Here is a 1,995-nt window from a genome sequence, read left to right as displayed (position 1 = left end):
GCCGCCCCCCTCCGCGGCCTTTTTGTCAGCCTCGGTTCATGCGGTTGGCGATCAGGTCGTCGACCACCTCGGGCTCGGCCAGGGTGGAGATGTCGCCCAGGGCGCCATAGTCGTTCTCGGCGATCTTGCGCAGGATGCGGCGCATGATCTTGCCCGAGCGGGTCTTGGGCATGCCCGGCGCCCACTGGATCAGGTCGGGCTTGGCGATCGGGCCGATCTCGGTGCGGACCCATTTCTCCAGCTCGCCCCGCAGGTCGTCCGAGGGCTGCACGCCGTTCATCAGCGTCACATAGGCATAGATGCCCTGCCCCTTCAGCGGGTGGGGATAGCCCACCACCGCCGCCTCGGCGACCTTTTCATGGGCGACCAGGGCCGACTCGACCTCGGCGGTGCCCATGCGGTGGCCGCTGACGTTGATCACGTCGTCGACGCGGCCGGTGATCCAGTAATAGCCGTCCTCGTCGCGCCGGCAGCCGTCGCCGGTGAAGTAATAGCCGGGATACTGCTGGAAATAGGCCTCCTGGAAGCGCTGGTGGTCACCCCACAGGGTCCGCATCTGGCCGGGCCAGCTGTCGGCGATGCACAGGACGCCCTCGGCCGGGTTGCCCTCGACGACCCTGGCGCTCTCGGCCTCCAGGATCACCGGCCGGATGCCGAAGAAGGGCAGCGTGGCCGATCCGGGCTTGGTTTCCGTGGCCCCGGGCAGCGGCGTGATCAGATGGCCGCCGGTCTCGGTCTGCCACCAGGTGTCGACGATCGGGCAGCGGCCCTTGCCGATGTTGTCGTTGTACCAGTTCCAGGCCTCGGGGTTGATCGGCTCGCCCACGGTGCCCAGGATGCGCAGCGACGACAGGTCGTGGCCCGCGATCGGCTCGGTCCCCTTGGCCATCAGCGAGCGAATGGCCGTGGGCGCGGTATAGAACTGCGTCACCTTGTGCTTGGCGCAAACCTCCCAGAAGCGCCCGGCATCGGGCCAGGTCGGCACGCCCTCGAACATCACGGTGGTCGCGCCATTGGCCAGCGGCCCATAGACGATATAGCTGTGGCCCGTCACCCAGCCCACATCCGCCGTGCACCAGAAGACGTCGCCGTCCTTGTAGTCGAAGGTGTACTGGTGGGTCATCGCGGCATAAACCAGATAGCCGCCGGTGCTGTGGACCACCCCCTTCGGCTTGCCGGTCGAGCCCGAGGTGTAGAGGATGAACAGCGGATCCTCGGCCCCCATCGGACGGGGCGGGCAGTCGGGGCTGGCGGTTTCCATCAGCGCCTTGACGTCCACGTCGCGCCCGTCGATCCAGGTGGTCTGGTCGCCCGTGTGCTTGACCACCAGGCAGCGCACCTTGTCCGAGCAGTGCAGAAGCGCGGCATCGGTGTTCGACTTGAGCGCGGTCCTGCGCCCGCCGCGGGGCGCGGTGTCGGCGGTGATGACCACCTTGGCGCCGCAGTCGTTGATGCGGTTGGCCAGCGCGTCGGGCGAGAAGCCCGCGAAGACGATGGAATGGACCGCCCCGATCCGCGCGCAGGCCAGCATCGCGTAGGCCGCCTCGGGGATCATCGGCAGGTAGATCACCACCCGGTCGCCGCGCATGATGCCCTGCGACAGAAGCACGTTGGCGAAGCGGTTCACCTTCTCGGACAGTTCCGCATAGGTGATGTATTGCGCGGGCGTCGCAGGATCGTCGGGCTCGAAGATGATCGCGGTCTGGCTGGCGCGGGCCGGCAGGTGCCGGTCCACGCAGTTGACCGCGGCGTTCAGCACCCCGTCCTCGTACCACTTGATCGACACCTGGCCAAAGGTGAAGTCGGTGTTCTTGACCACGCCGTAGGGCTGGATCCAGTCCAGGCGCCGGCCTTCCCGGCCCCAGAACGATTCAGGGTCCCGGAGCGATTCGGCGTAAAGGCGGGCGTAATCCGCAGGACCGCACAGGGCCTTCTCGAACCCCGCCGGAATGGGATGCTTTTCAATCAGTTCCTGGCTCATCTTCCCTCCTGGCT

The 1,995-nt window shown here is 67.2% G+C and carries 1 protein-coding gene; it reads right to left on the bottom strand.

The features are described from left to right. Nucleotides 1-25: 25 nt before the first annotated feature. Nucleotides 26-1,981, bottom strand: coding sequence for an acetate--CoA ligase (acs, locus tag OU682_RS23765; RefSeq protein WP_268944648.1), 1,956 nt, complete (start codon nucleotides 1,979-1,981; stop codon nucleotides 26-28). Nucleotides 1,982-1,995: the final 14 nt, after the last annotated feature.

The organism is Paracoccus benzoatiresistens, assembly GCF_026913015.1.
In the GTDB taxonomy this organism is placed as follows: domain Bacteria; phylum Pseudomonadota; class Alphaproteobacteria; order Rhodobacterales; family Rhodobacteraceae; genus Paracoccus; species Paracoccus benzoatiresistens.
This window is presented reverse-complemented; position numbering and strand designations above follow the sequence as displayed.

Bases quoted from the DNA above. Each gene is read 5' to 3' on its own strand.
- acs (WP_268944648.1), bottom strand. From the start codon at position 1,981: ATGAGCCAGGAACTGATTGAAAAGCATCCCATTCCGGCGGGGTTCGAG.